Source organism: Streptomyces sp. NPDC049597, assembly GCF_040675505.1.
Taxonomy (GTDB): Bacteria; Actinomycetota; Actinomycetes; order Streptomycetales; family Streptomycetaceae; genus Streptomyces.
This window is the reverse complement of record NZ_JBFAOY010000003.1, coordinates 200,831-225,800: the sequence shown is the minus strand read 5'-3', so window position 1 is coordinate 225,800 and position 24,970 is coordinate 200,831. Positions and strand designations below refer to the sequence as shown.

Here is a 24,970-nt window from a genome sequence, read left to right as displayed (position 1 = left end):
CCTCCGTCGTGCCGACCGCTACAGGAAGGTGCGGCCCTCACCCCGGTAGGTCGGCGCCGTTCCCGTCACCCGGTCGCCCTCTACCAGGTGCAAGGTGTCGAAGCGCTCGCACAGTTCACCGGCCTTCGCATGGCGGAACCACACCTTGTCCCCGATCAGCAGGTCGTCGGCGGCGTGCCCGATCAGCGGGGTCTGCACCTCGCCCGCCCCCTCCCGGGGGTCGTAGCGCAGGCCCTCCGGGAAATGGGGGACCGGCAGCCGGTCCGGACCCGGCGCACCCGACGCGGGATAACCCCCGCCGAGTGCGGTCACGACCCCCACGCCCGGCCGGCGCACGACGGGCTGTGCGAACAGCGCGGCCGGGCGCCCGCAGAAGGAGGTGTAGTTGTCGAACAGCCGCGGCACATACAGTCCCGAACCGGCCGCGATCTCCGTGACCGCGTCCTCCTCCGCCGTGTGCTGGACGCTCCCCGTCCCGCCGCCGTTGACGAACTCCAGGTCGGGCTCCACGGCCCGCACCGCCCGCACCACGGCTGCCCGCCGGGCGGCGAGCTCCACGCGCGCGGCGCGCTGCATGAGCCGTACGGCCCGCGACCGCAGCGGCGAGCCGTCGACCGAGTCACCCACCCCCGCGATGTGCCCCTCGTACGCCATCAGACCCACCAGCCGGAAACCCGGCCGCCGCGCCACGGACCGGGCCATCTCGGCCATGTGGGCGGGCTCGCGCAGCGGCGACCGCCGGGCGCCGATCCGCACCCGGCCGCCGAGCAGGTGCAGCGCCGTGTCCAGCTCCAGGCAGACCCGGATCTCCTCCTTGCCGCCGCCACGGGACCGGTCGATGAGCTCCAGCTGGGCGAGGTCGTCGACCATCACCGTCACGGCCCCGGCGAGCTTGGCGTCGCCCGCGAGTTCCGCGAAGCCGGACCGGTCCGTGGACGGGTACGCGAGCAGTACGTCGTTGAATCCGGCCCGTGCCAGCCACAGGGACTCGCCGAGTGTGAACGACATGATCCCGGCGAAGCCGTCACGCGCCAGGACGCGCTCCAGCAGGGCCCGGCACCGGACCGACTTGCTCGCCACCCGGATCGGCTTGCCCGCGGCCCGGTGGACGAGGTCGTCGGCGTTGGCATCGAACGCCTCGAGGTCGACGATCGCGACAGGGGCGTCCAGATGCGCGGTGGCCTTGTCGTAGCGGGCCCGGTCTGCGGCACGGGGAGTCATGGCCCGAGCTTGCCAGACCCGATTACCCCGGGGTAGGGGATGTTCTGGGCAGATCCCCCGGACGCCCCTCCGCATGGCGGTCCGGCCCGGCGCAGCCCGTTAGAGTGACATGCACAGTGGCCTGCGCGAGGTGGCGAACAGGCCTGCCCCGAACGGTGATCCGTCGGTGGCACGTGTCGAGCAACGGGGGGCGGAATGAGCACGGAGGCACAACGCCCTGCCGGCGCCCAGCCCCCGCCCCGCTCCCGCATCACCGACGCGATCCTTCCACCCGAACCGCCCACCCCGGCCCCGCCTTCCTCGCTGCCGCCCTCCGCCGCGCCGGAAGCACCCGCTCCGGCACCCGGCGCGACCGCTCCGGCGTCCACGCCGGCTCCGGCCGAGCGGGGGACTGCCGCGCCCTCGCAGGACCGGTCCAGCGGGTCCGGCCCCACGGTGGTGCCCCAACGCACCGCACCTCGCGCGGCGGACACGGCCGCCCAGCCCGGGCCCGCCACGCCCCCGGAGCCCCGTCAGCCCGCGTCCGGCAAGCCCGTCGTACCGTCGCCCGCCGCCGGCACCGCGACGCCGAGTCCCGCCGCGCAGCCGCCCGCCGCCGGGGCCGCGGCCCCGCGCCCCGCGGTTCAGCCGCCCGCCCCACAGTCGCCCTCCGCCCGTGCCGCGGCGCCGCGCCCGGGCACGCCCGCGCCCGGCGCCGACCGTTCCGGCAGCGGCTCCCGTTCCCAGTCCGACCTGCGCACGCGGCAGCCCGCGCCTGCTTCCGCGCCGGCGCCCGCGTCGCGTGCGAGCGTGACCCCGCAGCGGACCACGCCGCCCGCCGCTCGCGATGTCGCAGCCCCCGCGGCGGAAGCGACGCCACAGTCCGCCCGGGCCGTGCCGGCTCCGGACGGGCCGCGGTCGAGTCCGCCCCGGCCTGCCGTGTCCCCTGAGCGATCCACGTCGCCCGCCCCGCCCGCGTCTGCCGCGGGGCCGGTGACCTCGTCGCCCGCATCCGTCCCGGACGGCCCTCGGTCGAGTCAGTCCCGGCCTGCCGTGTCGCCCGAGCGATCCACGTCGCCCGCGACCGACGGTGCTCCCTGGGCCCCGCCCGGGGACGGGAGCATCCCCGAGGTCGAGACCACCACCCGCCTGCGTCCCGCCGCGCCGGCACCGGGACCCCGTCGGGCACCTGCCCCCGCCGCTCAGCCGCCGGTCGTGCCTACCGTGCCGCCCGCGCCGCGGCGGCGGCCCGTCGGACACGTCGACATGACGCCGCGGCCCGGCGCGCCCCGGCCGCCCGTCAACCACTGGGTCCCGCCCGAGGCCCCCGCCGAACTGACCACGCGGCTGCGGCCCGTGCGCACCCGGCACCCCGCGAGGACCGCCGGCGCCGTCGCCTGCGTCGTCCTCGGGCTCGGGCTCATCGGCGGTGCGGTGACCGGCCTGTGGCTCACCGGCGACTCCAGCGCCGACACCGGCGGGCGCGGCAGCTACACGAAGGTGCGCACCATGTGGCACAGCGTCCCCGTGGACAGGCTGTTCCCGCCCACCCTCAAGGGCGACAACGCCGGGCCCGGCGGGGCCGACCGCGTCTGGACGCGGATCGCCGTCGCCCCGGACAGCGGCTGCGCGCCCGCGCTCGACCCGCTGCTCGTCAAGACGCTGGAGCCGGTCGGCTGCGCCCGTGTCGTGCGCGCCACGTACACCGACGCCACCGCGAGCAGCGTCACCACCGTCGGCCTCGTCTTCACCGAGGCCGAGCAGGACGGCATGCTCGCGCTGCACAACCGGTTCGCCACCGAAGGGCTCGGTGAACGCACCGACCTGATGCCCCGCACGCTGCCGGCCAAGGGCACGATCGCGGCCGGATTCGGCGACGAGCAGCGTGCCAGCTGGACCGTCGACGTCGTGACCGACGCGCCCGTCGTCGTCTACGCCGTCTCCGGCTTCGCCGACGGCCGCCCCGTCCCCGACCCGCAGCCCGCCGACGAGGCCAAGGCGGACGGCGCGACGACCGCCCCCGCGCAGTCCGGACTCGGCCACGACGCCGCCGGCATCGCCGACCGCATCGAACGGGGCCTGCGGTCCTCCGTCGGCCGTGCCACGGAGGAGACCGAATGAGCCTCCCCCCGCGCCGCCACCGCCTCGGCGCCGCGGTCGTCGCCGCGGCCTTCGCCGTGCTGCCCGCCGCGACGCCCGCGCACGCCGACGCGATCCGCGCCCAGCAGTGGAGCCTGGACGCCCTCCACACCGCCGAGGCGTGGCAGACGACCAAGGGCGAGGGCGTCACGGTGGCCGTCCTCGACACGGGCGTCGACGACCAGCACCCGGATCTCGCCGGTTCCGTGCTGCCCGGCAAGGACTTCATCGGCTTCGGCGCCCAGCGCGGCGACCGCGCCTGGGCCCGTCACGGCACCGCGATGGCGGGCATCATCGCCGCCCACGGACACGGCTTCGGCCAGGAGGCCGGCGTGATGGGCATCGCCCCTGAGGCGAAGATCCTGCCCGTCCGCGTCATCCTCGAAGGCGGCGACAAGGCGCGTGACCGGGCCCGCAAGTCACGTGGCACGGCCCTCGCCCAGGGCATCCGCTGGGCGGCGGACCACGGTGCCGACGTCATCAACCTCTCGCTCGGAGACGACAGCGAGTCCGCCCACCCCGAGGCGGGTGAGGACGCCGCCGTCCAGTACGCCCTCTCCAAGGGCGCCGTCGTCGTCGCCTCCGCGGGCAACGGCGGCGAGAAGGGCGACCACATCTCCTACCCCGCCGCCTACCCGGGCGTGATCGCGGTGACGGCGGTCAACCGTTTCGGGACGCACGCCTCCTTCTCCACGCGCCGCTGGTACGCCACGGTCAGCGCCCCCGGCGTCGACATCGTGCTCGCCGACCCGGACCGGAAGTACTACCAGGGCTGGGGGACCAGCGCTGCCGCGGCCTTCGTCTCGGGTGCCGTCGCCCTCGTCCGGTCTGCCCACCCGGACCTCACCCCGGCCCAGATCAAGAAGCTCCTGCGGGACACGGCCCGCAACGCACCCAAGGGCGGCCGCGACGACTCCCGTGGCTACGGCTTCGTCGATCCGGCAGCGGCGATCGCCGAAGGTGCCCGGCTGCGGCCCGGCGACCCGACGACGGCCGTGTCCGGCTACGACAAGCGGTACTTCGGCCGGGGCCCCGGCCCGGAGGAGGGCGGCATGGAACCGGCGGGCTGGCTCGCCCCCGTGGCCGGCGGCCTCGGCGTGCTGACCCTGGCCGCGGCCGTCGTGCTCTTCCGAGGAGGCAGCCGGGGCCGAAGCGGCTCCTTCTGACGGAGCCGAGACCGCCGAGCGACCGGCGCGGACGGCGAGGCTGGGCGCGCCACATCTCCTCGGGCCGCGCCCTCGACCGCGCTATCTCCTCGGGCGTCGCGCCCCCGGCCGCGCTATCTCCTCGGGCGTCGCGCCCCCGGCCGCGGAATCTCCTCGGGCGTCGCGCCCTCGACCGCGACCGCGTGAGCGGTCGGTGAGAAACACCCCGCCGGTGTCGTCGGCCGTGATCGCCGGCACAGGACGAGCCCGCACCGACGGCGGCCCCGACGGTGCCCCCGGCCTCGAGCCGGGTCCGCCGCACCCCGCGGCCCCCGTCCTGGCCAGAGGCGCGCGACGGCGGTCACGCGCAGGACGTTAGGCTCGACGCGTGGCGCTCAAGAACATCCCGGACCCCGGTTTCTCCGACGACGACGGCACCGCCGACCCCGCCCTGGAGGCGGCGCTCGCCGCCTGGGCCGAGGACCGCACGGCCCATCGGCCCGTGCTGGAGGCGCTCAGGAGCGCACGGCTCCTCGTCCCCGTCGTCGCCGTCCTCGGCGAGGTGGAGGAGGACGAGAACGGGCTGCGCCGTGAGAAGACCAGCGACATGGCCGTGCCCACCCTGACGGCCGGCGATCGCCGCGCCCTGCCCGCGTTCACCTCGATCGCCTCGCTCGCCCTGTGGGACCCCGAGGCCCGCCCCGTCGCCGTCCCGCTGCACCAGGCGCTCCAGGCCGCGGCCCACGAGAAGGCCGACACGCTCGTCATCGACCTGGCCGGCCCGGTCCCGTACGAGCTGACGGGACAGGCCCTGCTCGCCCTCGCCGAGGGCCGCACCAGCACCGACCCCCTCGCCGACCCGGCCGTCACCGCTGCCGTGCGCGAGAGGCTGGCCGCCGAGCCCGCCGTCCTGCGCGCGCACCTGGGGCCCGGCCGCGACGCGGACGGCACACTCGCGCTCGTCCTCGCGCCGGACGCGGTCCCGGCCGAGGCGGGGCGCCGTGTCGCCGAGGCGCTGGCGGCCGACGACGTACTGAGGGCCCGCCTGGTGCGGGGCCTCGACCTGGCACTGCTGCCGGCCGGGGCCACCCCTCCGGGCGGGCCCTTCTACGTCAGGACCTAGGTCCGCGGACAGGTCAGCCGTAGACCGGGCCGGTGTACTTCTCGCCCGGACCCTGGCCCGGCTCGTCCGGCACCAGCGACGCCTCGCGGAACGCGAGCTGCAGTGACTTGAGCCCGTCGCGCAGCGGGGCCGCGTGGAAGGAGCTGATCTCGGTCGTGCTCGCGTCGAGCAGACCGGCCAGCGCGTGCACCAGCTTGCGGGCCTCGTCGAGGTCCTTGTGGTCATCGCCGTCCTCGGTCAGACCGAGCTTGACGGCGGCGGCGCTCATCAGGTTGACGGCGACCGTGACGATCACCTCGACCGCGGGGACCTCGGCGATGTCGCGGGTCATGGCGTCGAAGTCGGGGGCCTCCTGGGCGGAGGGCTCTTGGGGGGAGGTCGCGTCACTCATGACGCACACGATATGCCCCGCCGCCGAGGTCAACGCCGCGGCCACCGGTTAGCCGCATCCCCACGGAGCTGCTAGCCTTGTGTGACGACCGGCTGGACACCTGCGTGCCCAGCCCACAAGTGGAGGCTCCGATCTCCCACCTGGCCGCCCTCGCGGGCGGCGGGTCACCGGTCAGGCGGCGCCCATCGTTCCGTACGGACGATGGAAGTCGCCCGATGCGCGCCCCGCGGTCCACCGCGGCGGTGCTCCGGTAGTGATGGAGCAGCCGCCTGTGTCCCGTCCGGGGCATTTTTCGTGTTCCGGCGCGGTTGGTCTGACGAAACAGACGTTACGCGGCTGTCTGCCAGGCGGTCGTGTGGTGCTACTTAGGAGGATCCATCAGCGCCGAGCCCCGCATCAACGACCGGATTCGCGTTCCCGAGGTGCGACTTGTCGGTCCCAGCGGCGAGCAGGTCGGGATTGTTCCGCTTGCCAAGGCCCTGGAGCTTGCGCAGGAGTACGACCTCGACCTGGTCGAGGTCGCGGCGAACGCCCGTCCGCCCGTGTGCAAGCTCATGGACTACGGGAAGTTCAAGTACGAGTCGGCCATGAAGGCCCGTGAGGCGCGCAAGAACCAGGCGCACACGGTCATCAAGGAGATGAAGCTCCGGCCGAAGATCGACCCGCACGACTACGACACCAAGAAGGGTCACGTCGTCCGGTTCCTCAAGCAGGGCGACAAGGTCAAGATCACGATCATGTTCCGTGGTCGTGAGCAGTCCCGCCCCGAACTTGGCTTCCGTCTTCTGCAGCGTCTCGCGGCGGACGTCGAGGACCTCGGCTTCATCGAGTCGAACCCGAAGCAGGACGGCCGGAACATGATCATGGTTCTCGGCCCCCACAAGAAGAAGACCGAGGCCATGGCCGAGGCGCGTGAGGCCCAGGCCGCACGCAAGGCGGAGCGCCAGGGCCCGCAGGACTCCGACGCCTCGGCCGACACATCCTCCGAGGGGTGATCCGCGGGGCCAGCCGGACAGGCGGCCCCCGGTCCCGCCCGGAACCCACAACGAAGATCTGACGCTCCCGCAGTCCGGTGCCCGCACCGGGGGAGCGCCACTGATGAGGAGATACGGCGCGATGCCGAAGAACAAGACGCACAGCGGTTCCAAGAAGCGCTTCAAGATCACCGGCTCCGGCAAGGTGCTCCGTGAGCGCGCCGGCAAGCGCCACCTGCTCGAGCACAAGTCGTCCCGTCTGACGCGCCGCCTCACCGGTAACGCCGAGATGGCCCCGGGCGACGCCGCGAAGATCAAGAAGCTTCTCGGCAAGTGACGTCCTCCGTCCCCGACGCAGGGGACGGGACGCCGGGACCGGGACCTATTCGTTTCCGGGCCGTGTGAATCCACCACGGCCCCGCTACAAGGAGTTAACAAGTGGCACGCGTCAAGCGGGCAGTCAACGCCCACAAGAAGCGCCGGGCGATCCTCGAGCAGGCCAGCGGTTACCGCGGCCAGCGTTCGCGCCTGTACCGCAAGGCCAAGGAGCAGGTCACCCACTCTCTGGTCTACAACTACAACGACCGCAAGAAGCGCAAGGGCGACTTCCGCCAGCTGTGGATCCAGCGCATCAACGCCGCTGCCCGCGCCAACGGCATCACCTACAACCGCTTCATCCAGGGTCTGAAGGCCGCCAACATCGAGGTGGACCGCAAGATCCTGGCCGAGCTCGCGGTCAACGACGCAGGCGCGTTCGCCGCGCTCGTCGAGGTCGCCCAGAAGGCGCTGCCGAGCGACGTCAACGCGCCCAAGGCTGCCTGACGGCGCACCGAGCCGACCGGACCCGCAGGCCTGAGGGCCTGCGGGTCCGGTGTGTTTGACCGTGCCCCGCGACCGATCCCAGCCGACCGAGGAAGAGAGCCCAAGGCGCCCATGCCCACCCCCGAGCTGATCTCCCCGCGTTCCCCGCGGGTCGCCGCCGCCCGGCGGCTCGCCAAGCGGAACTTCCGGGGGAAGGACCGGCTGTTCATCGCCGAGGGGCCGCAGGCCGTCCGTGAGGCCGTCGCCCACCGGGGCCCCGGCGGCGAACCGACCCTCGTCGAGCTGTTCACCACCGTCGAGGCCGCCGAGCGGTACGCCGACATCGTCGGCGCCGCCCGCGCCGCGGGCGCACGCGTGCACCACGCCGCCGACACCGTGCTCGCCGAGGTGTCCCAGACCGTCACTCCGCAGGGGCTCGTCGGGGTGTGCCGTTTCCTGGACTCGCCGTTCGAGGACATCCTCGCCGCCCGGCCCAAGCTGGTCGCCGTCCTCGCCCACGTACGGGACCCCGGCAACGCGGGCACCGTGCTGCGCTGCGCCGACGCCGCGGGCGCCGACGCCGTCGTCCTCACGGACGCCTCCGTCGACCTCTACAACCCCAAGTCCGTACGCGCCTCCGTCGGTTCGCACTTCCACCTGCCGGTCGCCGTGGGCGTTCCGGTGGAGCAGGCCGTCCGGGGCCTGAAGGAGGCCGGCGTGCGTGTACTCGCCGCCGACGGCGCGGGCGACGACGACCTCGACGACGAGCTCGACGCCGGGACCATGGGCGGCCCCACCGCCTGGATCTTCGGCAACGAGGCATGGGGCCTGCCGGAGGAGACCCGCGCCCTCGCCGACGCCGTCGTACGCGTCCCCATCCACGGCAAGGCCGAGAGTCTGAACCTGGCCACCGCCGCGGCCGTATGTCTGTACGCCTCGGCGCGTGCCCAGCGGGCCGGGGCCCGGGGCACCTCCCGCTGAGGGAGTACTCGCTCAGGGGGTCCGCCACGTCACTTTGAGCTAGTAGGGTGACGGGCTCGGGGCCCACTCGGCAGCGGAGAGGTGGGGTACGGGGAGATGACCGTCGGGACCAGCAGGCCGAACCGGACACTGGAGGCCGTCCTGTGCCGCACCGGCGGTCCCGAGGCGTCCGGAGCCGTGTCCGCCGTCGACCCCGACGACCTCCCCGACGGGCTGGTCGTCGCCGACGAGAACGGCCACGTCGTCTGCTTCAACGAGGCCGCGGTGCGCATCACCGCCGTCTCCAAGGCCGACGCCATCGGCGCCCCGCTGGAGAGCGCGCTGCCGCTGGAGGACCTCAAGGGCCGTCGCTGGTGGACGCTGACCGATCCCTACGGCGGCCTGTCCACCCGGGTCGGGCAGCCCGAGCGCAACCTGCTGCTCCCCGGCGGCCGCGAGGTCCTCGTGTCCGCCCGCTACGTGCGCGACGTGCCCACCGGGCCGCTGCGCCGGCTCGTCGTCAGCCTCCGCGGCACCGAGGCCCGGCGCCGCACCGAGCGCAGCCACGCCGAACTGATCGCCACCGTCGCCCACGAGCTGCGCTCCCCGCTGACCTCCGTCAAAGGTTTCACGGCGACCCTGCTCGCCAAGTGGGAGAGGTTCACCGACGACCAGAAGCGGCTGATGCTGGAGACCGTCGACGCCGACGCGGGCCGGGTCACCCGGCTCATCGCCGAGCTCCTCGACATCTCCCGCATCGACTCCGGCCGGCTCGAGGTACGCCGCCAGCCCGTCGACATCGCCGCCGCCGTCGCCCGCCACGTCCAGGCGCACACAGCAGCCGGCCAGGCGCCCGACCGGTTCCTCGTCCGCATCCGGCCCGGGCTGCCGGATCTGTGGGCCGACCCCGACAAGATCGACCAGGTCCTCGCCAACCTGCTGGAAAATGCGGTGCGCCACGGCGAGGGAACGGTCACCATCGAGGTGGCGCCGGCACCGGCGAAGGACGACGAGAAGGGCACGGCGGTCACCGTGAGCGACGAGGGTCCCGGCATCCCCGAGGAGTCGATGGCCCGTGTCTTCACCCGCTTCTGGCGGGGGAGCAAGCGCGGCGGCACCGGGCTGGGCCTCTACATCGTCAAGGGCATCGTCGAGGCGCACGGCGGGACGATCACCGTCGGCCGGGGACCCGGCGGCGGCGCCGAGTTCCGATTTATTCTGCCCGTCGGCACTCCGGCCCACCTCCTGTAGAGGCCGCCGGGCAGCCCACGGGCGCATTCGAATCCCCGCACCCCGTTAGACTCGGCCTTTGGCACCTTTGCGTCCTCGGTCGTCCCTGGTCGACGTGCGGGGTCCCCAGCCAGCCCATTCGGAAGTACGGGAAGAGATGTCCGCACCCAATAAGTCGTACGACCCTGTTGAGGTCGAGGCACTGAAACCGGAAGAGATCGAGCGCATGCGGGACGAGGCGCTCGCCGCCTTCGCCGCCGCCGCCGACCTCGAAGCGCTCGCCCACGCGAAGACCGCGCACACCGGTGGCACCTCGCCGCTCTCCCTCGCCAACCGCGAGATCGGCGCACTGCCGCCGCAGGCCAAGGCCGAGGCCGGCAAGCGCGTGGGCCAGGCCCGCGGCGCCGTCAGCAAGGCGCTGGCCGCTCGCCAGGCCGAGCTGGAGGCCGAGCGCGACGCCCGGGTGCTGGTCGAGGAGTCCGTCGACGTCACGCTGCCCTACGACCGCGTCGCCGCCGGTGCCCGCCACCCGCTCACCACGCTCTCCGAGCGCATCGAGGACGTCTTCGTGGCCATGGGCTACGAGGTGGCCGAAGGTCCCGAGGTCGAGACCGAGTGGCTGAACTTCGACGCGCTCAACATCGCGGCCGACCATCCCGCCCGCGGAGAGCACGACACCTTCTTCGTCGCCGACGCCGACGGCAAGTCGGACTCCGGCGTCGTGCTGCGCACGCACACCTCGCCCGTCCAGGTCCGGTCGATGCTGGACCGCGAGCCGCCGGTCTACGTGATCTGCCCCGGCCGCGTCTACCGCACCGACGAGCTGGACGCCACGCACACCCCGGTGTTCCACCAGGTCGAGCTGCTCGCCGTCGACGAGGGCCTGACCATGGCCGACCTCAAGGGCACGCTCGACCACATGGTCCAGGCGCTGTTCGGCGAGGGCATGAAGACCCGGCTGCGGCCGAACTTCTTCCCGTTCACCGAACCGTCCGCCGAGATGGACATGGTCTGCTACGTGTGCCGCGGCGAGTCCGTCGGCAACCCGGACCGGCCTTGCCGCACCTGCTCCAGCGAGGGCTGGATCGAGCTCGGCGGCTGCGGCATGGTCAACCCGAAGGTGCTCGTCGCCTGCGGTGTCGACCCCCAGAAGTACAGCGGATTCGCCTTCGGGTTCGGCATCGAGCGGATGCTGATGTTCCGCCACAACGTCGAAGACATGCGAGACATGGTCGAGGGTGACGTCCGGTTCACCCGGCCGTTCGGGATGGAGATCTGATGCGGGTCCCGCTTTCTTGGCTGCGGGAGTACGTCGACCTGCCGGCGACGGAGACCGGCCGTGACGTCCAGGCCAAGCTCATCTCCGCCGGCCTCGAGGTCGAGACCGTCGAGCAGCTCGGCGCCGGGCTCAAGGGCCCCCTGGTCGTCGGCCAGGTCCTGACGATCGAGGAGCTCGACGGCTTCAAGAAGCCGATCCGCTTCTGCACTGTCGACGTCGGCCAGGCCAACGGCACGGGTGAGCCGCAGGAGATCGTCTGCGGCGCGCGGAACTTCTCCGTCGGCGACAAGGTCGTCGTCGTGCTCCCCGGCGCGGTGCTGCCCGGCGACTTCGCGATCTCCGCCCGCAAGACGTACGGCAGGACGTCCCACGGGATGATCTGCTCCGGGGACGAACTCGGCATGGGCGACGGGGGAGGCGGCATCATCGTGCTGCCGCCCGAGCACGAGGTCGGAACGGACGCGATCGAGCTCCTCGAGCTCGTCGACGAGGTCCTCGACATTGCCGTCACCCCGGACCGCGGCTACTGCCTGTCGATGCGCGGTGTCGCCCGTGAGGCGGCCATCGCCTACGGGCTGCCACTGCGTGACCCGGCGCTGCTCGACGTGCCCGCGCCCAACTCCTACGGCTACGAGGTGCAAGTCTCCGACCCCGTCGGCTGTGACCGCTTCACCGCGCGCACCGTCGTCGGCCTGGAGCCCGAGGCCCGCTCCCCGATCTGGCTGCAGCGCCGGCTGCAGAAGGCCGGCATGCGCCCGATCTCCCTCGCCGTCGACATCACCAACTACGTGATGCTCGAGCTCGGCCAGCCGCTGCACGCCTACGACCGCTCCCGTGTCGACGGGCCGATCGGGGTGCGCCGCGCCCAGCCCGGCGAGCAGCTCACCACCCTCGACGGTGCCAAGCGCGTCCTCGACGCCGAGGACCTCGTCATCACCGACAACCGTGGCCCCATCGGCCTCGCGGGCGTGATGGGCGGGGCCAACACCGAGATCGCGGACGCTCAGCCCGACCCGGAGACCGGCCGGATCACGGGCACGACCGAGGTCGTGATCGAGGCCGCGCACTTCGACCCGATCGCCGTCGCCCGCACGGCGCGTCGCCACAAGCTGTCCTCCGAGGCGTCCAGGCGCTTCGAGCGGGGCGTCGACCCGGAGGCCGCGGCCGCCGCCGCGCAGCGGACCGTCGACCTGCTGGTGCTGCTCGCGGGCGGCACCGCAGAGGCCGGCGTCACGCAGATCACCGCGGCCGCCGCGCCGCGCACCGTCACGATGCCGGCCGACCACCCCGACCGGGTGGCGGGCGTCGCGTACGGGCGCGAGACCGTGGTGCGCCGCCTCCAGGAGGTCGGCTGCGACGTCCTGGGCCAGGACGAGCTCGTCGTCACCGTCCCGTCGTGGCGCCCCGACCTCGCCCACCCGAACGACCTGGCCGAGGAGGTCATCCGGCTGGAGGGCTACGAGAACCTGCCCTCCACGCTGCCCACGCCGCCGTCCGGCCGCGGTCTCACCGCCCGGCAGCGGCTGCACCGCCGGGTCGGCCGCGCGCTGGCCGGCGCCGGTTACGTCGAGGCGCCGAACTACCCGTTCGTCTCCGAGCAGGTCTTCGACCAGCTCGGCCTCGACGCCGACGACCCGCGGCGCAACGTGGTCACGCTCGTCAACCCGCTGTCCGACGAGGAGCCGGCGCTGCGCACGACGCTGCTGCCCGGACTGCTCGCGACCCTGCGGCGCAACGACGGGCGCGGCAGCCACGACCTCGCGCTCTTCGAGACCGGCCTCGTCTTCCGGCCGACCGGCGACGAGGTCCGCGCGGCCCAGCTGCCCGTCGACCGCCGGCCCACCGACGAGGAGATCGCCTCGCTGAACGCGGCCCTGCCGCGCCAGCCGCGGCGTGCCGCCGTCGTCCTCGCCGGCGCCCGCGAGCAGGCCGGCTGGTGGGGCAAGGGCCGCCCGGCCGACTGGGCCGATGCGATCGAGGCCGCGCGGCTGCTCGGCCGAGAGGCCGGTGTCGAGCTCACCGTGCGCGCGGACCGGCACGCGCCGTGGCACCCCGGCCGCTGCGCCGCGTTCTACACGACGGTCGACGGCGAGGAGATCCTCGTCGGTCACGCCGGTGAGCTGCACCCGCGCGTCCTCAAGGCGCTGCACCTGCCGGCCCGCACCTGCGCGATGGAGATCGAGCTCGACCTCCTGGAGCAGGCGGCCCAGGGTGCCGTCCGGGCCCCGAGGATCTCCACCTTCCCGGTGGCCACGCAGGACGTGGCGCTCGTCGTCGCGGACGACGTGCCGGCGGCGGACGTGGAGGCGGCACTGCGCGAGGGCGCGGGCGAACTGCTGGAGGCGGTCCGGCTGTTCGACGTGTTCACCGGTGAGCAGATCGGCGAGGGCCGCAAGTCGCTGGCGTACGCGCTGCGGTTCCGCGCGCCGGACCGCACCCTGACGGTCGACGAGGCGTCGGCCGCGCGGGACGCGGCGGTGTCGCTCGCGGCCGAGCGCACGGGAGCGGTGCTGCGGGGCGCGTGACGCCTCTTGGAGCCGGGGCCCGGGGGCGCTGCCCCCGGGCCCTTCTGCCTCTCCGCCCGGCCCCGACCCGGTGCCCGACCCGCCCCGCGCACCGACCGCGCGCGGATATCGGCGCAGTCGGGGAAGCCCTGCGCCGGTACCCGGCCGGAACCTCCCGTCGCCTGGGCCTGTGCTGCCTCGCGGTGTCCGGCAGGAGTGGGGCTGCCGCCGCGGCCGGCGCCGTCCGCCCTGCCGCGGAGTGTCGGGCAGATCAGCAGGGCAGACGGCGCGAGGGGGGCCGCCGCACTGTACGAGGGGGAGCCGGCGGCCCGGCCGCCTCTGTGAGAGGCAGTTCAGTCAACCGGCCCCCGATGTGCGGCGGGAGAGCACGCACGGTGCGGAACAGGGCACTTGATTCACACCCCGTGCGAATCGTCCTCTACTAGGCTGAGGCGGACCGAGTCACCGGAGGGGCCCATGCAGCCCAATACCCTGCTCGACGCCCTGCTCGACGAAGCGGGCATCTCCCACGCCGGTCTCGCGGCGCGCGTCAATCAGGCCGGCCGGGCCCGAGGACTGTCGCTGCGCTACGAACACACCGCGGTCGCCCGCTGGTTGAAGGGCCAGCGCCCGCGAGGACAGGTGCCGGATCTGATCTGCGAGGTCTTCGCCGTCCGGCTGCGCCGCGTCGTCACGCTCGACGACATCGGCCTCGGCGTACCGGGCGAGCCCGCCCCGCCGCAGGGGTCGTCGCTGTCCGGCTTCGTGGAGCGCGCCGCGGCCCTGTGGCGCTCCGACGAGCAGCAGCGACCGCACATCGTCGAGGCGCCCGCCGTCACCGGCACGCCGGCCGTGATGCCGGTCTGGGAATGGGAGAACCCTCCCGAGGACTCGGACGTCTCCCGTGCCGGCCAGACGTCCGTGGGCATGGCCGACATAGAGATGCTCAGGGCCGCCCGCGCGCACTACGAGCTGATGTACCGCAAGGCCGGCGGGATCGCGACCCGCTCCCGTGTCGTCGGCTTCCTCAACGCCGAGACCGCCCCGCTGCTGCGCGGCGCGTACAGCGACACCCTCGGCCGCCAACTGCACCGCGCGACCGGCGGACTGGTCGCCGTCGCCGGGATCTGTGCGTACGACTCCGACGCGCACGGTCTGGCCCAGCGCTACTTCCACCAGGCGCTGCGCCTGGCGAAGGCCAGCGGCGACCGGGGACTTGGCGCGTACGTGATCGCGCTGCTGGTCAACCAGTCGCTGTTCATGTCGGACTACCGTCAGGCCGTGGCCTTCGCGGAGGCCGCGCTGCGTGCCGCCGGGCACCAGATCACCCCCGCGCTCGCGGCCGACCTGTACGCGATGCAGGCCAAGGCCTACGCCCACCTCGGCGACGCCGCGAGCGCACTGCGGTGCATCCGCCGGGCCGAGTCGGAGGCGGAGCGTATCCGTCCGGGGCACGAGCCGGACGAGACGGGTTACGTCCAGCCGGGGCTGGTCAACGTCCAGGTGGCCGAAGCCCTGTTGAGCCTGGGAGACCTGGCCGCGGCCCGCGAGCACGCGGCGACCGCGGTGGACACCCCCGCGCACGACCGCGGCCGGGTGCACCGGCTGGCGATGCTCAGCCAGATCGAACTGCGCCAGGGCGAGGCGGACCGCGCGGCGCGGACGGCGGCACGGATGGTGGAGCGGGCCCGGGGGATGGAGTCGCAGCGGCTGAGGGACCGTCTGCGGGACGTGCGGAAGCACCTGGTGACCAGCGGCTGTGCCGATGCCGCGGAGGCGGCCCACCTCATCGACGGAGCGCTGCGCGTTCCCCTCTGAGCCGGGTCCTGCTGCCATGTTGCCATCGACTTGTCGGAAGGTGGCAGAAGCGTGCAGTGGACGAACTTAAGCGAACGAACTGTGTATGAGAACCGTTGGTTCAGGGTCAATCTGGCGGATGTCGCCCTCCCGGACGGCCGTCACCTGGACCACTTCCTGATTCGGCTCCGCCCGGTCGCCGTCGCGACCGCGGTCAACGACGCCAACGAGGTGCTGATGCTCTGGCGGCACCGCTTCATCACCGACAGCTGGGGCTGGGAACTCGCCGCGGGAGTCGTCGAGGACGGTGAGAGCGTCGCCGACGCGGCGGCGCGCGAGATGGAGGAGGAGACCGGCTGGCGTCCCGGCCCCCTCCGGCATCTGCTGACCGTCGAGCCGTCCAACGGCCTCACCGATGCCCGGCACCACCTCTACTGGGCCGAGGACGCCACCTACATCGGCCACCCCGAGGACGACTTCGAGTCGTCGCGCCGGGAGTGGGTGCCGCTCAAGCTGGTGCCCGACATGATCGCCCGTGGTGAGGTCCCGGCCGCCAACATGGCGGCCGGACTGCTGATGCTCCACCACCTGCGCCTGGGCTAGGGCCCCCGGCCGCGGCCTACGGGCTCACCGCCTGCCACACCGCGACCGCCAGCGCCCCCAGTGCGGTGAGCGCCGCCACGGCGGGCAGGGGCCATCGGGCGTGTTCGAGCGCCCCGACGCGCGCGGTCAGATCGGCCAGTTCCCGGTCGATCTGGTCGCCGCGCTGGGCCAGCAGTGCCAGGTGGCCGTCGATACGGGCCAGTCCCACGTCGATGCTGCGGCGCAGTTCGGCGAATTCCTCGACGGCCACTAAGTGATCAGGGTCGGTGGACACGGGTGCTTCTCCTGTTCGGGTAGTCGTACGCGGACCCTTGCTGAGCGGGACCGAGTCAACTCCGCCTTGCAGGAGGGCGGGAGCGTGCGCGCGTGGCATATGCGGGCACGCCCCGCGCGCCCCGTGTGAATCCTTGTTCGAATTCCCCTGTGGTCGCGTCAGGAGTAGGTGTAGAACCCCGAGCCGGACTTCCGGCCGAGCCGGCCCGCGTCGACCATCCGCTGGAGCAGCGGGGGAGCGGCGTACAGGGGCTCCTTGTACTCGGCGTACATCGAGTCGGCGACCGAGGCGACCGTGTCCAGGCCGATCAGGTCCGACAGCTTCAGCGGTCCCATCGGGTGGGCGCAGCCCATCTCCATGCCGTTGTCGATGTCCTCGCGGCTGGCGATGCCCGACTCGAACATCCGGATCGCGGACAGCAGGTACGGGATGAGCAGGGCGTTCACCACGAAGCCGGAGCGGTCCTGCGCCCGGATCGGGTGCTTGTCCAGCACCTGCTGCACCACGGCCTCGGAGCGCTTGATCGTCTCCTCGGAGGTGGTCAGTGCCGGAATCAGTTCGACCAGCTTCTGCACCGGGGCCGGGTTGAAGAAGTGGATGCCGATGACCTGGTCGGGGCGCGAGGTCGCGACGGCCAGCTTCACCAGCGGGATCGAGGAGGTGTTGGAGGCGAGGATCGCGTCCTGCCGGGTCACCACCTGATCGAGTACCTGGAAGATCTCGGTCTTGACCTGCTCGTTCTCGACCACGGCCTCGATGACGAGATCGCGGTCGGCGAACTCCCCGAGGTCCGTCGTGAAGGAGAGGCGCTCCAGGGTGGCGTCGCGCTCCTCCTCGGTGATCTTGCCGCGCTCGGCCGCCTTGGTCAGGGAGTTGTACAGCCGGGTCCGGCCGATCTCCAGCGCCTCGCCCGTGGTCTCGGCCACCTTCACCTCGAGGCCGCTGCGGGCGCACACCTCCGCGATGCCCGCGCCCATCTGGCCGCAGCCCACCACTCCGACGCGTGCAATGTCGGCCATTGAGTCCGTCACCTGATGCCTTTCGCTGGTCCTTCGGTCGGCAGGTCCCCCGTACGGTTCCGGCGCCCGCCGACCCCCCGACGTTACTCCGGATGCGTGGGTCACCGAGCCGCAGGGGCGGGCATGCTCTGCGGGACACGGCAATCGCTACCGTCAGCGACAAGGGTGGACATATGAGACATCTCAGGAGAAGAGGTTTCGTGGTCGCGGCGGCCGGAGCACTGGCCGCGCTCGCGACGACCGGGGAAGCGGCGGCCTCCGCCCGCTTCTCGGAGGGGGCCGGGACGGCAGGGGAAGGGGGTCCGATGGGCAGGGCCGCGTGGGGGAAGCGGGCCACACGGGAGTTCCGCGGGATGTGGGTGGCCACCGTCGGCAACCGCGACTGGCCGTCGGTGCCGGGTCTGAGCGCCGCCGAACAGCGAGCCGAGCTGCTGGCCCACCTCGACACCGCGGTGGAGCGCCGGCTGAACGCGGTGATGCTCCAGGTGCGGCCGACGGCCGACGCGCTGTGGCCGTCGCCGTACGAGCCGTGGAGCCAGTACCTCACCGGTGTCCAGGGGCGTGATCCCGGCTGGGACCCGCTCGGCACCGCGGTGAGGGAGGCGCACCGGCGCGGTCTGGAGCTGCACGCCTGGTTCAACCCGTACCGGGTGGCGGCCCACGCGGACCCCTCCCGGCTGGTGCCCTGCCATCCGGCCAGACAGCACCCGCACTGGATCGTGCCGTACGGCGGGAGGCTGTACTACAACCCGGGCATTCCGGAGGTCCGGGCCTTCGTCGAGGAGGCCGTACTGGACGCCGTCCGCCGCTACGACATCGACGCCGTGCACTTCGACGACTACTTCTACCCGTATCCCGTCGCCGGCCAGTATTTCGACGACGACGCGGCCTGGGCCCGGTACGGCACGGGATACGCGAACAGGGCCGCCTGGCGCCGGGCCAACATCGACCTGCTGGTGCGGGAGACGAGCGAGCGGATCAAGGGTGTGAACAAGCACGTCCGCTTCGGGATCAGCCCCTTCGGCGTGTGGCGCAACGCCTCCACCGACCCGGCAGGTTCCCGCACGACGGCGGGCGTGCAGACGTACGACGACCTCCACGCCGACACCCGCGCCTGGGTCAGGCGGGGCTGGATCGACTACGTCGTCCCGCAGGTCTACTGGCACATGGGCTTCGCCGCCGCCGACTACTCGACGCTCGTGCCCTGGTGGTCCGCCGTCGCCGACGGCACGGGAGTCGACCTGTACATCGGCGAGGCGCTGTACAAGGTGGGAATGGCGGGCCAGCCCTCGGCGTGGCACGACCCCGCGGAACTCTCCCGCCACCTCACGTACGCCTCGCGGTACCCGCAGGTGGGCGGCCACTGCTTCTTCTCGGCGCTGGAAGTGGGGACCGATCCGCTGGGGGCGATGACGAGGGTGGTGGAGGACCACTACCCGACCCGGGTGCGGACGGCGCGCTGAGCCCGGCGCCCGCGCTCCCGGACCGGAACGGTGTGGTCAGGTCTTCTCGTGGTGCTGGACCACGCAGTCGGGCCCGGGCGAAAGCACCGCCTCGTGCCCGTCGTCGAAACGGACGCGGTACGGAGGAGTGCCGTCGGGTCCCAGCACCTTGAGGACTTCGGCGTGCTTGTCGTGCTGCCCCACGGTTCTGCCGTGCACCAGCAGCGTGTCGCCCTCGTTTGCTTGCATCGGGAGTGACCTCCTCGGCAGCGGGTCCCTTTGATGGGTCTTTTCGAGTCTACGGCCGGGGGCATCCCGCGCATCCCCGGCCGTGGACTCAGGTGCGGGCCCGCTGTGTGACCGCGATGCACACGAGGACGCCCACGGCGGCGAGAGGGGCCGCGGGGGAGAGGGTCTCGCCGAGGAGGGCCACCGACCAGACCAGGGTGAGCAGCGGCTGGGCGAGCTGGAGCTGGCTGGCCCTGGCGATGCCGATCTCGGCCATGCCGCGGTACCAGACGTACAGCCCGAGGAAGGTCGATCCGACGGCCACCCAGACCAGCCCGGTCAGGCCCTTGGCGGTGAGGTGCACCGGCTCGACGGAGAGCGCGACGAGGGACCCGGCCAGGCTCAGCGGCAGACACAAGACCAGTGCCCAGCCGATGACGTGCCAGCCGGGCATCACCGAGGCGAGCCTGCCGCCCTCGGTGTAGCCGGCGGCGCAGACCAGCAGGGCACCGAAGAGGTACAGATCGCCCGTGTGCAGGGCACCGCCGCTCTGCTGCACGGTGAAGGCGATCACGATGACGGCTCCGGCGAGCGCGGCGGCCCAGAAGGTGCGCGACGGCCGGCGACCCGTGCGCAGGGCCGCGAAGGCCGCCGTGGTCAGCGGCAGCAGTCCCACGACGACCGCGGCGTGCGAGGTGGTCGAGGTCTGCAGGGCCAGGGTGGTCAGCAGCGGAAAGCCCACGACGACGCCGCCGCCGACGACCGCGAGTCCTGCCCAGTGCCGGCGCTCCGGGACGCGGACGCGCAGTGCCAGCAGGAATCCGCCCGCGACGAGCGCCGCGAGCACACTGCGCACGGCGACCAGGGACCAGGGGCCGAAGCTGTCCAGTCCCCAGACGGTGGAGGGGAACGTCAGGGAGAAGGCGAGGACGCCGAGCGCGGCGAGGACCGTGCCGCCGCTGACCGCTATCGTGGTGATGGGAGTAGCGCTATCCTGTGCTGTCATGCAACAGCGTAGCAGTGTGGTTGACCTGGCGCACTCGCTGAGGCGGGAGCTGGACCGCTACTCACCAGGTGGGAAGCTGCCGTCGAGTCGGGCCCTCGTCGAGCGCTACCGCGTCTCGCCGGTGACCGTCTCCCGCGCCCTCGCCCAGCTCGTCGCCGAAGGACTCGTCGTCACCCGGCCCGGTGCCGGGGCCTTCCGGGCCCACCCGCGCACCGACGTCCCGCCGGCCGCCGACACCTCCTGGCAGGAGGTCACCCTCAGCGCCGACGCCGCCGCCGAGGCGGTGCCGCGCGCCGTCGACGCGTCCGGAGTCCTCGTCACCCTGGCCGTGCCCGCCCCGGGCGTCGTCGAGTTCAACGGCGGGTACCTGCACTCCTCGCTCCAGCCCGAACGGGCCATGGCCGCGGCCCTCGCCCGCGCCGGCCGCCGTCCCGGAGCCTGGAGCAGACCGCCCACCGACGGCCTGCCCGAACTGCGTGAATGGTTCGCCCGCTCGATCGGCGAGACGCTGGGACCGGCGGACGTCCTGGTCACGGCGGGCGGCCAGTCCGCGCTGACCACCGCACTGCGCGCGCTCGCCCCGCCCGGCTCGCCCGTCCTCGTCGAATCGCCCACGTACCCCGGCATGCTGGCCATCGCCCGTGCCGCGGGGCTGCGGCCGGTCCCCGTTCCGGTGGACGCCGACGGCGTGCGGCCCGACCTGCTCGCCGCCGCCTTCCGCGCCACCGTCTCCCGCGTCTTCGTCTGCCAGCCGCTCTTCCAGAACCCGACCGGCGCTGTCCTCGCGTCCGAGCGCCGCCCGGAGGTGCTGCGTGTCGCCCGCGAGGCGGGCGCGTTCGTCGTCGAGGACGACTTCGCCCGGCGACTCGTCCACGAGGACGCGGGCCCGCTGCCCAGGCCGCTCGCGGCCGACGACCACGACGGCGTCGTCGTCCACGTCAGCTCGCTCACCAAGGCCACCTCGCCCAGCCTGCGCGTGGGCATGCTCGCCGCCCGCGGACCCGTGCTCGAACGGCTCCGCGCCATCCACGTCGTCGACACGTTCTTCGTCCCCCGGCCCCTCCAGGAAGCCGCACTCGAACTCGTCGGCGCGCCCGCGTGGAACCGGCACCTGCGCGCCGTGGCCGCCGAGCTGAAGGTCCGCCGCGACACCATGACCACCGCGCTGCGGCTCCACCTGCCGCAGCTCGCCCTGCCACACATCCCCTCGGGCGGCTACCACCTCTGGCTGCGCTTGCCCGACACCGTCGAGGAGAGCGCACTCGTCGCCGCGGCGCTGCGGGCCGACGTCGCGGTGGCCCCCGGCCGCCCGTACTTCTCCGCCGAACCGACCGCCGGCCACATCCGCCTGAGCTTCGCGGGCGTCGCCGGTGTCGGCGAGATCACCGAGGGGGTGCGCAGGCTGCGGGCCGCCTACGGCGAGCTGACGAGGTGACCGGACGTCCCGGAGAGATACTCCGGTGACAGCCCTCGCGCCGCTGTGCGACGCTCCCGCCCATGACCGAGACGATGCATGGCGCGTACACGATTTCCACCGACCCGGCCCGGCTGGACGAGGACCGGATCCACCGCTGGCTCTCCACCGAGGCGTACTGGGCGCTCGGCCGCAGCCGGGAGAAGCAGGACCGGGCCATCGCCGGATCGGTCAACTTCGGTGCGTACGAGACGGTCTCGGGGCAGATGGCCGGCTTCGCACGGGTGGTCACCGACCACGCCACCTTCGCCTGGCTCTGCGACGTCTACGTCGACCGGTCCGCGCGGGGCGAGGGGCTGGGCACCGCACTGGTCACCGCGGTCCGCGACCATTTCGCCGCCCTCGGACTGCGCCGCATCCTGCTCACGACCGACGACGCCCACGGCCTCTACGAGAAGGTGGGCTTCACCAAGCTCGCCGTCCCCGGCAACTGGCTCAACCTGATGTTCGAGTGACACCTTGACCTGCGAGGCTTTGCCCATCACCATCACGCCATGACTGTCCGGGTCACCCTGGTCGCCGCCGCGCGCAGCTCCCCGCTGCTCACCGAGCGGTTCGACGACGACCGGCCGCTCGACCAGGCCGGCTGGCACGAGGTGCAGCTCGCGGCGCACGCGCTCGTGCCGCTGAGCGCCGCCGAGCTGCGCTACTGCTCGCCCACCACCCGCAGCCGGGCGACCGGCGAGGCGCTCGGCTTCGCCCCGCTCGCCCAGCCCGCCCTGCGCGACTGCGACATGGGCCGCTGGCGCGGCTGCACGCTCGCCGAGGTGACCGCGCGCGAGCCCGCCGCGGTCGACGCCTGGCTCGCCGACCCGCGCAGCGCCCCCCACGGCGGCGAACCGCTGCTGGCGTTCATCTCACGGATAGGCGGCTGGCTCGACACCCGGCCCGCGGACGACTGCCGTGCGATCGTGGCCGTGGCCGAGCCTTCCGTGGTGCGGGCGGCCTTTGTGTACGCGCTGCGCGCCCATCCCTCGATGTACTGGAACGTCGATGTCCGCCCGTTGTCGACGGTCACCCTCACCGGACAGCCGGGCCGCTGGCACCTGTGCCTGGAGGCGGCCGCCTGACCGGCGCGGCACGGCTACTTCGCCGTCCCCACCACCCGCTCCGGCGTGATCCGGATGGCCACGCGCACGGCCTCAGGCGGCAGGTCCAGATACTCCTGCCCCGCGCCAGGCCCCTCGTACTCCTCCGCCAGCCGCACCGCCAGTGCGCGTCCCCGGTCCTTGGTGACGGTCGCGGTCCCGCGCACCTCCACGTAGCGCAGCGGGTCCTTGCGGTCGTACACCGTCAGCGAGACGCGCGGGTCGCGGGCGATGTTGCGGTCCTTGCGCCGGCCGGCCTGCGAGGAGATCACCAGTTCGTCTCCCTCGCGGCTCACCCAGACGACCGACGTCTGCGGGCTGCCGTCGGGCAGGACGGTGGCGAGAACAGCCGGATTCGGCTCGTCGAACATCAGGCGGGCTGACTCGCTCAGAGACATCGGCATGGGCCGAGGGTAACCCCCGTGCGGGTCAACGCGGTTGGGAATGGGGCCCGGGCCCCTCACACCGGCCCGAGTTCGCGGAGTCTGCGCTCCAGGTAGGCGGCCTCGGCCGCGTTCCCGGCGCTCGCGATCGCCGCTGCGTAGGCCGACGCCGCCTCGGCGCCGCGGCCGAGCCGCCGCAGCAGATCGGCCCGCACGGCGTGCAGCACGTGGAACCCGCCCAGCGTGGGGGCGAGCGCCTCCACCAGGTCGAGCGCCGGGCCGGGGCCCCGTACCTCGGCCACGGCGACCGCCCGGTTGAGCGCCACCACCGGGCTCGGCGCGATCGCCGTCAACTGGTCGTACAGACGCAGGATCTGGCCCCAGTCCGTGGCGGCCGCGTCCCGCGCGTCACTGTGCACCGCGCTGATCGCCGCCTGGATCTGGTACGGCCCGGGCCTGCCGCGGCGCAGACACCGCCGCACCAGCGCCTGGCCCTCGGCGATCAGGTCCCGGTCCCACAGGCCGCGGTCCTGCTCGGCGAGCACCACCAGTTCGCCGTCCGGTCCGGTGCGTGCGGGCCGTCGGGACTCCGCCAGCAGCATCAGCGCCAACAGGCCCGGCACCTCGGGCTCGTCCGGCATCAGACGGGCCAGCAGCCGGCCCAGTCCCACCGCCTCCGCGCACAGGTCCTCGCGCACCAGCCGGTCGCCCGAGCCCGCGCTGTAGCCCTCGTTGAAGACGAGGTAGACGACCGACAGCACGGCCGGCAGCCGGTCGGGCAGTTCGGCCTCGTCCGGGACGCGGTACGGGATCCGCGCATCGCGGATCTTGCCCTTGGCGCGGACCAGGCGCTGCGCCATGGCCGGCTCGGCCACCAGGAACGCGCGGGCGATCTCCGCGGTGGTGAGCCCCCCGACGAGCCTCAGGGTCAGGGCGACGCGGGCGGCCGGCGCGAGCGCGGGGTGGCAGCAGGTGAAGATCAGCCGCAGCCGGTCGTCCTCCACGGGGGCCTCCTCGAGCGGACGCTGCTGCGCGTGCAGCAGCGCGGCCTGCGCGTGCCGGTCCGCCCGGGACGCCTCCCGCCGCAGGCGGTCGATCGCCCGGTTGCGGCCGGTGGTGATGATCCAGCCCGCCGGGCTGGGCGGCAGCCCGTGCGCGGGCCACCGCTCCAGTGCCGTGGTGAAGGCGTCCTGGACCGCTTCCTCGGCGATGTCGATGTCGCCGAAGACCCGGACGAGGACGGCGACGGCGCGTGCGTACTCCTCGCGGAAGACCCGCTCGACGGCCGCCGCGCCGCCCGCCCCCGCCGGCCCCGTCGTCATCCGCCGCTGCCGTGGGCGAGCGGCCTCACCTCGATCGGGAGCGTGATCGCGCGGGCCAGCTTGCGGCCCCACGCCAGCGCCGCGTCGAGATCGGGTGCCTGGATGACGGTGAAACCGCCCAGGTGCTCCTTGCCCTCGACGTACGGACCGTCGGTGGTGAGCACCTCGCCGTCTTGGAGCGTGAGGACGGTGGCGGTGCTCGGCGGGTGCAGCCCGCCGGAGAACACCCAGGCCCCGGCCTCCCTCAGCTCGGCCTTCACGACCTCGACGTCCCGCATGATCGGGTCCAGGACCTCGGGCGGCGGCGGATCACCGTCGGGCTGGTAGATACTGAGCAGATACTGCTGCATGGTGGCCTCCTCGGTGCCTCGCGGCGTCCTGCCGCGTTCTCACCCTCTACACGAACGGGGCAGGCCCGGGATCGACACGTCCCGCCGGGAATTTCGCGTGTGTGAGACCCCGGCTCCGTCAGGGCCCCTCCCGCGACCTGGTTCATGCCTCCGTCCATGGGAACCCCCTTTGTGATGGAGTGACAACTCCCGGTCCGGTCGATCGCGGGTGTGTCCTTGCGCGTGACTCCACCCTGAC

General features: G+C 73.2%; 25 protein-coding genes. 16 read left to right on the top strand and 9 right to left on the bottom strand.

The genetic code is table 11. The features are described from left to right. Positions 1-18: 18 nt before the first annotated feature. Positions 19-1,221, bottom strand: a complete 1,203-nt coding sequence (locus tag AB0K02_RS06365; RefSeq protein ID WP_365991193.1) for an amino acid deaminase/aldolase — start codon at positions 1,219-1,221, stop codon at positions 19-21. Between the two features lie 1,245 nt (positions 1,222-2,466). Here AB0K02_RS06365 and AB0K02_RS06360 point away from each other — a divergent pair. The 3 genes from AB0K02_RS06360 to AB0K02_RS06350 all read left to right on the top strand — a co-directional run bounded on the left by AB0K02_RS06360 (position 2,467) and on the right by AB0K02_RS06350 (position 5,607). Then, the gene (locus tag AB0K02_RS06360) at positions 2,467-3,321 is read left to right on the top strand and encodes a hypothetical protein (protein ID WP_365991192.1); all 855 of its coding nucleotides are present in this window, start codon (positions 2,467-2,469) and stop codon (positions 3,319-3,321) included. Further along, positions 3,318-4,505, top strand: coding sequence for a type VII secretion-associated serine protease mycosin (gene mycP, locus AB0K02_RS06355; RefSeq protein ID WP_365991191.1), 1,188 nt, complete (start codon positions 3,318-3,320; stop codon positions 4,503-4,505). Before AB0K02_RS06360 ends, mycP begins: the two co-directional genes overlap by 4 nt. Positions 4,506-4,872: 367 nt before the next feature. Beyond that, positions 4,873-5,607, top strand: a complete 735-nt coding sequence (locus AB0K02_RS06350) for an SseB family protein (protein ID WP_365991190.1) — start codon at positions 4,873-4,875, stop codon at positions 5,605-5,607. Positions 5,608-5,620: 13 nt separating this feature from the next. Here AB0K02_RS06350 and AB0K02_RS06345 read toward each other — a convergent pair whose 3' ends face one another. Continuing rightward, positions 5,621-5,998, bottom strand: coding sequence for a DUF1844 domain-containing protein (locus AB0K02_RS06345; protein ID WP_307716353.1), 378 nt, complete (start codon positions 5,996-5,998; stop codon positions 5,621-5,623). Positions 5,999-6,351: 353 nt separating this feature from the next. Here AB0K02_RS06345 and infC point away from each other — a divergent pair, with 353 nt between their 5' ends. The 9 genes from infC to AB0K02_RS06300 all read left to right on the top strand — a co-directional run bounded on the left by infC (position 6,352) and on the right by AB0K02_RS06300 (position 16,146). Further along, positions 6,352-6,993 (top strand): translation initiation factor IF-3, encoded by a 642-nt coding sequence (gene infC / locus AB0K02_RS06340; RefSeq protein WP_365991189.1) that lies wholly within the window; start codon positions 6,352-6,354, stop codon positions 6,991-6,993. Positions 6,994-7,114: 121 nt separating this feature from the next. Next, positions 7,115-7,309, top strand: a complete 195-nt coding sequence (gene rpmI, locus AB0K02_RS06335) for a 50S ribosomal protein L35 (RefSeq protein ID WP_215182940.1) — start codon at positions 7,115-7,117, stop codon at positions 7,307-7,309. Positions 7,310-7,410: 101 nt separating this feature from the next. Beyond that, the gene (gene rplT / locus AB0K02_RS06330; protein ID WP_019325184.1) at positions 7,411-7,794 is read left to right on the top strand and encodes a 50S ribosomal protein L20; all 384 of its coding nucleotides are present in this window, start codon (positions 7,411-7,413) and stop codon (positions 7,792-7,794) included. A gap of 111 nt (positions 7,795-7,905) precedes the next feature. Continuing rightward, positions 7,906-8,754 (top strand): RNA methyltransferase, encoded by an 849-nt coding sequence (locus AB0K02_RS06325; RefSeq protein WP_365991188.1) that lies wholly within the window; start codon positions 7,906-7,908, stop codon positions 8,752-8,754. A 96-nt stretch (positions 8,755-8,850) separates the two neighbouring features. After that, positions 8,851-9,984: an ATP-binding protein gene (locus tag AB0K02_RS06320; RefSeq protein WP_365991187.1), complete on the top strand. Its 1,134-nt coding sequence runs from the start codon at positions 8,851-8,853 to the stop codon at positions 9,982-9,984. Between the two features lie 136 nt (positions 9,985-10,120). After that, entirely contained in the window at positions 10,121-11,242 is a 1,122-nt protein-coding gene (gene pheS, locus AB0K02_RS06315) for a phenylalanine--tRNA ligase subunit alpha (RefSeq protein WP_365991186.1), read from the top strand. Beyond that, positions 11,242-13,767, top strand: a complete 2,526-nt coding sequence (pheT, locus tag AB0K02_RS06310; protein WP_365991185.1) for a phenylalanine--tRNA ligase subunit beta — start codon at positions 11,242-11,244, stop codon at positions 13,765-13,767. Before pheS ends, pheT begins: the two co-directional genes overlap by 1 nt. A 456-nt stretch (positions 13,768-14,223) precedes the next feature. Further along, positions 14,224-15,564, top strand: coding sequence for a transcriptional regulator (locus tag AB0K02_RS06305; protein WP_365991184.1), 1,341 nt, complete (start codon positions 14,224-14,226; stop codon positions 15,562-15,564). A gap of 51 nt (positions 15,565-15,615) precedes the next feature. Then, complete coding sequence (locus tag AB0K02_RS06300; protein WP_365991183.1) at positions 15,616-16,146, top strand: NUDIX hydrolase; 531 nt, start codon at positions 15,616-15,618, stop codon at positions 16,144-16,146. Between the two features lie 16 nt (positions 16,147-16,162). On the opposite strand, the gene AB0K02_RS06295 is transcribed toward AB0K02_RS06300, so the two are convergent. After that, the gene (locus AB0K02_RS06295; protein ID WP_365991182.1) at positions 16,163-16,420 is read right to left on the bottom strand and encodes a hypothetical protein; all 258 of its coding nucleotides are present in this window, start codon (positions 16,418-16,420) and stop codon (positions 16,163-16,165) included. 158 nt (positions 16,421-16,578) lie between these two features. After that, entirely contained in the window at positions 16,579-17,439 is an 861-nt protein-coding gene (locus AB0K02_RS06290) for a 3-hydroxybutyryl-CoA dehydrogenase (protein WP_177153463.1), read from the bottom strand. A gap of 173 nt (positions 17,440-17,612) precedes the next feature. On the opposite strand from AB0K02_RS06290, the gene AB0K02_RS06285 reads away from it, so the two are divergent. Beyond that, positions 17,613-18,902 carry a family 10 glycosylhydrolase gene (locus AB0K02_RS06285; protein WP_365991181.1) on the top strand — a complete coding sequence of 430 codons (1,290 nt, stop codon included), beginning with the start codon at positions 17,613-17,615 and terminating at the stop codon, positions 18,900-18,902. A gap of 36 nt (positions 18,903-18,938) precedes the next feature. On the opposite strand, the gene AB0K02_RS06280 is transcribed toward AB0K02_RS06285, so the two are convergent. After that, positions 18,939-19,130 (bottom strand): DUF1918 domain-containing protein, encoded by a 192-nt coding sequence (locus AB0K02_RS06280; RefSeq protein ID WP_365991180.1) that lies wholly within the window; start codon positions 19,128-19,130, stop codon positions 18,939-18,941. An 88-nt stretch (positions 19,131-19,218) separates the two neighbouring features. Continuing rightward, positions 19,219-20,115 carry a DMT family transporter gene (locus AB0K02_RS06275; RefSeq protein WP_365991179.1) on the bottom strand — a complete coding sequence of 299 codons (897 nt, stop codon included), beginning with the start codon at positions 20,113-20,115 and terminating at the stop codon, positions 19,219-19,221. On the opposite strand from AB0K02_RS06275, the gene AB0K02_RS06270 reads away from it, so the two are divergent. From AB0K02_RS06270 to AB0K02_RS06260, 3 genes are all read left to right on the top strand, one after another. Continuing rightward, positions 20,114-21,550, top strand: a complete 1,437-nt coding sequence (locus AB0K02_RS06270) for a PLP-dependent aminotransferase family protein (RefSeq protein ID WP_365991178.1) — start codon at positions 20,114-20,116, stop codon at positions 21,548-21,550. The two genes, AB0K02_RS06275 and AB0K02_RS06270, sit on opposite strands and share 2 nt — an antisense overlap. 62 nt (positions 21,551-21,612) lie before the next feature. Further along, positions 21,613-22,044 (top strand): GNAT family N-acetyltransferase, encoded by a 432-nt coding sequence (locus tag AB0K02_RS06265; RefSeq protein ID WP_365991177.1) that lies wholly within the window; start codon positions 21,613-21,615, stop codon positions 22,042-22,044. Between the two features lie 39 nt (positions 22,045-22,083). Next, positions 22,084-22,659, top strand: coding sequence for a histidine phosphatase family protein (locus AB0K02_RS06260; RefSeq protein ID WP_365991176.1), 576 nt, complete (start codon positions 22,084-22,086; stop codon positions 22,657-22,659). A gap of 14 nt (positions 22,660-22,673) precedes the next feature. Here the strand turns inward: AB0K02_RS06260 and AB0K02_RS06255 are convergent, their stop codons facing one another. From AB0K02_RS06255 to AB0K02_RS06245, 3 genes are read right to left on the bottom strand one after another with little or no spacing between them, the layout of a single operon-like run. Beyond that, positions 22,674-23,081, bottom strand: coding sequence for a PPOX class F420-dependent oxidoreductase (locus AB0K02_RS06255; protein WP_365991175.1), 408 nt, complete (start codon positions 23,079-23,081; stop codon positions 22,674-22,676). A 56-nt stretch (positions 23,082-23,137) separates the two neighbouring features. Continuing rightward, entirely contained in the window at positions 23,138-24,382 is a 1,245-nt protein-coding gene (locus AB0K02_RS06250; protein ID WP_365991174.1) for an RNA polymerase sigma factor, read from the bottom strand. Beyond that, on the bottom strand, positions 24,379-24,732 hold the full coding sequence (locus tag AB0K02_RS06245; protein ID WP_365991173.1) for a YciI family protein: 354 nt from the start codon (positions 24,730-24,732) through the stop codon (positions 24,379-24,381). Before AB0K02_RS06245 ends, AB0K02_RS06250 begins: the two co-directional genes overlap by 4 nt. Positions 24,733-24,970 lie beyond the last annotated feature (238 nt).

Excerpts from the sequence above, each read along its gene's own strand:
- AB0K02_RS06365 (WP_365991193.1), bottom strand. The coding sequence starts at position 1,221 with ATGACTCCCCGTGCCGCAGACCGGGCCCGCTACGACAAGGCCACCGCG.
- AB0K02_RS06360 (WP_365991192.1), top strand. The coding sequence starts at position 2,467 with ATGACGCCGCGGCCCGGCGCGCCCCGGCCGCCCGTCAACCACTGGGTC.
- mycP (WP_365991191.1), top strand. The coding sequence starts at position 3,318 with ATGAGCCTCCCCCCGCGCCGCCACCGCCTCGGCGCCGCGGTCGTCGCC.
- AB0K02_RS06345 (WP_307716353.1), bottom strand. The coding sequence starts at position 5,998 with ATGAGTGACGCGACCTCCCCCCAAGAGCCCTCCGCCCAGGAGGCCCCC.
- rpmI (WP_215182940.1), top strand. The coding sequence starts at position 7,115 with ATGCCGAAGAACAAGACGCACAGCGGTTCCAAGAAGCGCTTCAAGATC.
- AB0K02_RS06325 (WP_365991188.1), top strand. The coding sequence starts at position 7,906 with ATGCCCACCCCCGAGCTGATCTCCCCGCGTTCCCCGCGGGTCGCCGCC.
- AB0K02_RS06320 (WP_365991187.1), top strand. The coding sequence starts at position 8,851 with ATGACCGTCGGGACCAGCAGGCCGAACCGGACACTGGAGGCCGTCCTG.
- pheS (WP_365991186.1), top strand. The coding sequence starts at position 10,121 with ATGTCCGCACCCAATAAGTCGTACGACCCTGTTGAGGTCGAGGCACTG.
- pheT (WP_365991185.1), top strand. The coding sequence starts at position 11,242 with ATGCGGGTCCCGCTTTCTTGGCTGCGGGAGTACGTCGACCTGCCGGCG.
- AB0K02_RS06305 (WP_365991184.1), top strand. The coding sequence starts at position 14,224 with ATGCAGCCCAATACCCTGCTCGACGCCCTGCTCGACGAAGCGGGCATC.
- AB0K02_RS06290 (WP_177153463.1), bottom strand. The coding sequence starts at position 17,439 with ATGGCCGACATTGCACGCGTCGGAGTGGTGGGCTGCGGCCAGATGGGC.
- AB0K02_RS06285 (WP_365991181.1), top strand. The coding sequence starts at position 17,613 with ATGAGACATCTCAGGAGAAGAGGTTTCGTGGTCGCGGCGGCCGGAGCA.
- AB0K02_RS06280 (WP_365991180.1), bottom strand. The coding sequence starts at position 19,130 with ATGCAAGCAAACGAGGGCGACACGCTGCTGGTGCACGGCAGAACCGTG.
- AB0K02_RS06270 (WP_365991178.1), top strand. The coding sequence starts at position 20,114 with ATGCAACAGCGTAGCAGTGTGGTTGACCTGGCGCACTCGCTGAGGCGG.
- AB0K02_RS06275 (WP_365991179.1), bottom strand. The coding sequence starts at position 20,115 with ATGACAGCACAGGATAGCGCTACTCCCATCACCACGATAGCGGTCAGC.
- AB0K02_RS06265 (WP_365991177.1), top strand. The coding sequence starts at position 21,613 with ATGACCGAGACGATGCATGGCGCGTACACGATTTCCACCGACCCGGCC.
- AB0K02_RS06260 (WP_365991176.1), top strand. The coding sequence starts at position 22,084 with ATGACTGTCCGGGTCACCCTGGTCGCCGCCGCGCGCAGCTCCCCGCTG.
- AB0K02_RS06255 (WP_365991175.1), bottom strand. The coding sequence starts at position 23,081 with ATGCCGATGTCTCTGAGCGAGTCAGCCCGCCTGATGTTCGACGAGCCG.
- AB0K02_RS06250 (WP_365991174.1), bottom strand. The coding sequence starts at position 24,382 with ATGACGACGGGGCCGGCGGGGGCGGGCGGCGCGGCGGCCGTCGAGCGG.
- AB0K02_RS06245 (WP_365991173.1), bottom strand. The coding sequence starts at position 24,732 with ATGCAGCAGTATCTGCTCAGTATCTACCAGCCCGACGGTGATCCGCCG.